This is a genomic window from Streptomyces sp. f51 (assembly GCF_037940415.1).
In the GTDB taxonomy this organism is placed as follows: Bacteria; Actinomycetota; Actinomycetes; order Streptomycetales; family Streptomycetaceae; genus Streptomyces.
This window is the reverse complement of record NZ_CP149799.1, coordinates 52,692-60,707: the sequence shown is the minus strand read 5'-3', so window position 1 is coordinate 60,707 and position 8,016 is coordinate 52,692. Positions and strand designations below refer to the sequence as shown.

Genomic DNA, 8,016 nt, shown 5'->3' with positions numbered 1-8,016 from the left:
TGATACATTGTGTAACAACATTGATACATTGTGTAACAACATTGATACATTGTGTAACAACATTGATACATTGTGTAACAACATTGATACATTGTGTAACAACATTGATACATTGTGTAACAACATTGATACATTGTGTAACAACATTGATACATTGTGTAACAACATTGATACATTGTGTAACAACATTGATACATTGTGTAACAACATTGATACATTGTGTAACAACATTGATACATTGTGTAACAACATTGATACATTGTGTAACAACATTGATACATTGTGTAACAACATTGATACATTGTGTAACAACATTGATACATTGTGTAACAACATTGATACATTGTGTAACAACATTGATACATTGTGTAACAACATTGATACATTGTGTAACAACATTGATACATTGTGTAACAACATTGATACATTGTGTAACAACATTGATACATTGTGTAACAACATTGATACATTGTGTAACAACATTGATACATTGTGTAACAACATTGATACATTGTGTAACAACATTGATACATTGTGTAACAACATTGATACATTGTGTAACAACATTGATACATTGTGTAACAACATTGATACATTGTGTAACAACATTGATACATTGTGTAACAACATTGATACATTGTGTAACAACATTGATACATTGTGTAACAACATTGATACATTGTGTAACAACATTGATACATTGTGTAACAACATTGATACATTGTGTAACAACATTGATACATTGTGTAACAACATTGATACATTGTGTAACAACATTGATACATTGTGTAACAACATTGATACATTGTGTAACAACATTGATACATTGTGTAACAACATTGATACATTGTGTAACAACATTGATACATTGTGTAACAACATTGATACATTGTGTAACAACATTGATACATTGTGTAACAACATTGATACATTGTGTAACAACATTGATACATTGTGTAACAACATTGATACATTGTGTAACAACATTGATACATTGTGTAACAACATTGATACATTGTGTAACAACATTGATACATTGTGTAACAACATTGATACATTGTGTAACAACATTGATACATTGTGTAACAACATTGATACATTGTGTAACAACATTGATACATTGTGTAACAACATTGATACATTGTGTAACAACATTGATACATTGTGTAACAACATTGATACATTGTGTAACAACATTGATACATTGTGTAACAACATTGATACATTGTGTAACAACATTGATACATTGTGTAACAACATTGATACATTGTGTAACAACATTGATACATTGTGTAACAACATTGATACATTGTGTAACAACATTGATACATTGTGTAACAACATTGATACATTGTGTAACAACATTGATACATTGTGTAACAACATTGATACATTGTGTAACAACATTGATACATTGTGTAACAACATTGATACATTGTGTAACAACATTGATACATTGTGTAACAACATTGATACATTGTGTAACAACATTGATACATTGTGTAACAACATTGATACATTGTGTAACAACATTGATACATTGTGTAACAACATTGATACATTGTGTAACAACATTGATACATTGTGTAACAACATTGATACATTGTGTAACAACATTGATACATTGTGTAACAACATTGATACATTGTGTAACAACATTGATACATTGTGTAACAACATTGATACATTGTGTAACAACATTGATACATTGTGTAACAACATTGATACATTGTGTAACAACATTGATACATTGTGTAACAACATTGATACATTGTGTAACAACATTGATACATTGTGTAACAACATTGATACATTGTGTAACAACATTGATACATTGTGTAACAACATTGATACATTGTGTAACAACATTGATACATTGTGTAACAACATTGATACATTGTGTAACAACATTGATACATTGTGTAACAACATTGATACATTGTGTAACAACATTGATACATTGTGTAACAACATTGATACATTGTGTAACAACATTGATACATTGTGTAACAACATTGATACATTGTGTAACAACATTGATACATTGTGTAACAACATTGATACATTGTGTAACAACATTGATACATTGTGTAACAACATTGATACATTGTGTAACAACATTGATACATTGTGTAACAACATTGATACATTGTGTAACAACATTGATACATTGTGTAACAACATTGATACATTGTGTAACAACATTGATACATTGTGTAACAACATTGATACATTGTGTAACAACATTGATACATTGTGTAACAACATTGATACATTGTGTAACAACATTGATACATTGTGTAACAACATTGATACATTGTGTAACAACATTGATACATTGTGTAACAACATTGATACATTGTGTAACAACATTGATACATTGTGTAACAACATTGATACATTGTGTAACAACATTGATACATTGTGTAACAACATTGATACATTGTGTAACAACATTGATACATTGTGTAACAACATTGATACATTGTGTAACAACATTGATACATTGTGTAACAACATTGATACATTGTGTAACAACATTGATACATTGTGTAACAACATTGATACATTGTGTAACAACATTGATACATTGTGTAACAACATTGATACATTGTGTAACAACATTGATACATTGTGTAACAACATTGATACATTGTGTAACAACATTGATACATTGTGTAACAACATTGATACATTGTGTAACAACATTGATACATTGTGTAACAACATTGATACATTGTGTAACAACATTGATACATTGTGTAACAACATTGATACATTGTGTAACAACATTGATACATTGTGTAACAACATTGATACATTGTGTAACAACATTGATACATTGTGTAACAACATTGATACATTGTGTAACAACATTGATACATTGTGTAACAACATTGATACATTGTGTAACAACATTGATACATTGTGTAACAACATTGATACATTGTGTAACAACATTGATACATTGTGTAACAACATTGATACATTGTGTAACAACATTGATACATTGTGTAACAACATTGATACATTGTGTAACAACATTGATACATTGTGTAACAACATTGATACATTGTGTAACAACATTGATACATTGTGTAACAACATTGATACATTGTGTAACAACATTGATACATTGTGTAACAACATTGATACATTGTGTAACAACATTGATACATTGTGTAACAACATTGATACATTGTGTAACAACATTGATACATTGTGTAACAACATTGATACATTGTGTAACAACATTGATACATTGTGTAACAACATTGATACATTGTGTAACAACATTGATACATTGTGTAACAACATTGATACATTGTGTAACAACATTGATACATTGTGTAACAACATTGATACATTGTGTAACAACATTGATACATTGTGTAACAACATTGATACATTGTGTAACAACATTGATACATTGTGTAACAACATTGATACATTGTGTAACAACATTGATACATTGTGTAACAACATTGATACATTGTGTAACAACATTGATACATTGTGTAACAACATTGATACATTGTGTAACAACATTGATACATTGTGTAACAACATTGATACATTGTGTAACAACATTGATACATTGTGTAACAACATTGATACATTGTGTAACAACATTGATACATTGTGTAACAACATTGATACATTGTGTAACAACATTGATACATTGTGTAACAACATTGATACATTGTGTAACAACATTGATACATTGTGTAACAACATTGATACATTGTGTAACAACATTGATACATTGTGTAACAACATTGATACATTGTGTAACAACATTGATACATTGTGTAACAACATTGATACATTGTGTAACAACATTGATACATTGTGTAACAACATTGATACATTGTGTAACAACATTGATACATTGTGTAACAACATTGATACATTGTGTAACAACATTGATACATTGTGTAACAACATTGATACATTGTGTAACAACATTGATACATTGTGTAACAACATTGATACATTGTGTAACAACATTGATACATTGTGTAACAACATTGATACATTGTGTAACAACATTGATACATTGTGTAACAACATTGATACATTGTGTAACAACATTGATACATTGTGTAACAACATTGATACATTGTGTAACAACATTGATACATTGTGTAACAACATTGATACATTGTGTAACAACATTGATACATTGTGTAACAACATTGATACATTGTGTAACAACATTGATACATTGTGTAACAACATTGATACATTGTGTAACAACATTGATACATTGTGTAACAACATTGATACATTGTGTAACAACATTGATACATTGTGTAACAACATTGATACATTGTGTAACAACATTGATACATTGTGTAACAACATTGATACATTGTGTAACAACATTGATACATTGTGTAACAACATTGATACATTGTGTAACAACATTGATACATTGTGTAACAACATTGATACATTGTGTAACAACATTGATACATTGTGTAACAACATTGATACATTGTGTAACAACATTGATACATTGTGTAACAACATTGATACATTGTGTAACAACATTGATACATTGTGTAACAACATTGATACATTGTGTAACAACATTGATACATTGTGTAACAACATTGATACATTGTGTAACAACATTGATACATTGTGTAACAACATTGATACATTGTGTAACAACATTGATACATTGTGTAACAACATTGATACATTGTGTAACAACATTGATACATTGTGTAACAACATTGATACATTGTGTAACAACATTGATACATTGTGTAACAACATTGATACATTGTGTAACAACATTGATACATTGTGTAACAACATTGATACATTGTGTAACAACATTGATACATTGTGTAACAACATTGATACATTGTGTAACAACATTGATACATTGTGTAACAACATTGATACATTGTGTAACAACATTGATACATTGTGTAACAACATTGATACATTGTGTAACAACATTGATACATTGTGTAACAACATTGATACATTGTGTAACAACATTGATACATTGTGTAACAACATTGATACATTGTGTAACAACATTGATACATTGTGTAACAACATTGATACATTGTGTAACAACATTGATACATTGTGTAACAACATTGATACATTGTGTAACAACATTGATACATTGTGTAACAACATTGATACATTGTGTAACAACATTGATACATTGTGTAACAACATTGATACATTGTGTAACAACATTGATACATTGTGTAACAACATTGATACATTGTGTAACAACATTGATACATTGTGTAACAACATTGATACATTGTGTAACAACATTGATACATTGTGTAACAACATTGATACATTGTGTAACAACATTGATACATTGTGTAACAACATTGATACATTGTGTAACAACATTGATACATTGTGTAACAACATTGATACATTGTGTAACAACATTGATACATTGTGTAACAACATTGATACATTGTGTAACAACATTGATACATTGTGTAACAACATTGATACATTGTGTAACAACATTGATACATTGTGTAACAACATTGATACATTGTGTAACAACATTGATACATTGTGTAACAACATTGATACATTGTGTAACAACATTGATACATTGTGTAACAACATTGATACATTGTGTAACAACATTGATACATTGTGTAACAACATTGATACATTGTGTAACAACATTGATACATTGTGTAACAACATTGATACATTGTGTAACAACATTGATACATTGTGTAACAACATTGATACATTGTGTAACAACATTGATACATTGTGTAACAACATTGATACATTGTGTAACAACATTGATACATTGTGTAACAACATTGATACATTGTGTAACAACATTGATACATTGTGTAACAACATTGATACATTGTGTAACAACATTGATACATTGTGTAACAACATTGATACATTGTGTAACAACATTGATACATTGTGTAACAACATTGATACATTGTGTAACAACATTGATACATTGTGTAACAACATTGATACATTGTGTAACAACATTGATACATTGTGTAACAACATTGATACATTGTGTAACAACATTGATACATTGTGTAACAACATTGATACATTGTGTAACAACATTGATACATTGTGTAACAACATTGATACATTGTGTAACAACATTGATACATTGTGTAACAACATTGATACATTGTGTAACAACATTGATACATTGTGTAACAACATTGATACATTGTGTAACAACATTGATACATTGTGTAACAACATTGATACATTGTGTAACAACATTGATACATTGTGTAACAACATTGATACATTGTGTAACAACATTGATACATTGTGTAACAACATTGATACATTGTGTAACAACATTGATACATTGTGTAACAACATTGATACATTGTGTAACAACATTGATACATTGTGTAACAACATTGATACATTGTGTAACAACATTGATACATTGTGTAACAACATTGATACATTGTGTAACAACATTGATACATTGTGTAACAACATTGATACATTGTGTAACAACATTGATACATTGTGTAACAACATTGATACATTGTGTAACAACATTGATACATTGTGTAACAACATTGATACATTGTGTAACAACATTGATACATTGTGTAACAACATTGATACATTGTGTAACAACATTGATACATTGTGTAACAACATTGATACATTGTGTAACAACATTGATACATTGTGTAACAACATTGATACATTGTGTAACAACATTGATACATTGTGTAACAACATTGATACATTGTGTAACAACATTGATACATTGTGTAACAACATTGATACATTGTGTAACAACATTGATACATTGTGTAACAACATTGATACATTGTGTAACAACATTGATACATTGTGTAACAACATTGATACATTGTGTAACAACATTGATACATTGTGTAACAACATTGATACATTGTGTAACAACATTGATACATTGTGTAACAACATTGATACATTGTGTAACAACATTGATACATTGTGTAACAACATTGATACATTGTGTAACAACATTGATACATTGTGTAACAACATTGATACATTGTGTAACAACATTGATACATTGTGTAACAACATTGATACATTGTGTAACAACATTGATACATTGTGTAACAACATTGATACATTGTGTAACAACATTGATACATTGTGTAACAACATTGATACATTGTGTAACAACATTGATACATTGTGTAACAACATTGATACATTGTGTAACAACATTGATACATTGTGTAACAACATTGATACATTGTGTAACAACATTGATACATTGTGTAACAACATTGATACATTGTGTAACAACATTGATACATTGTGTAACAACATTGATACATTGTGTAACAACATTGATACATTGTGTAACAACATTGATACATTGTGTAACAACATTGATACATTGTGTAACAACATTGATACATTGTGTAACAACATTGATACATTGTGTAACAACATTGATACATTGTGTAACAACATTGATACATTGTGTAACAACATTGATACATTGTGTAACAACATTGATACATTGTGTAACAACATTGATACATTGTGTAACAACATTGATACATTGTGTAACAACATTGATACATTGTGTAACAACATTGATACATTGTGTAACAACATTGATACATTGTGTAACAACATTGATACATTGTGTAACAACATTGATACATTGTGTAACAACATTGATACATTGTGTAACAACATTGATACATTGTGTAACAACATTGATACATTGTGTAACAACATTGATACATTGTGTAACAACATTGATACATTGTGTAACAACATTGATACATTGTGTAACAACATTGATACATTGTGTAACAACATTGATACATTGTGTAACAACATTGATACATTGTGTAACAACATTGATACATTGTGTAACAACATTGATACATTGTGTAACAACATTGATACATTGTGTAACAACATTGATACATTGTGTAACAACATTGATACATTGTGTAACAACATTGATACATTGTGTAA

At 28.6% G+C, this 8,016-nt stretch carries 1 protein-coding gene (cut by a window edge); it reads right to left on the bottom strand.

The window, feature by feature from the left end:
- The coding region annotated (locus WJM95_RS35340) for a hypothetical protein (RefSeq protein WP_339136164.1) crosses the window boundary (this coding region is incomplete at its 3' end): on the bottom strand, positions 1–8,016 show 8,016 of its 17,883 nt. Its footprint extends 9,867 nt past the window's final position.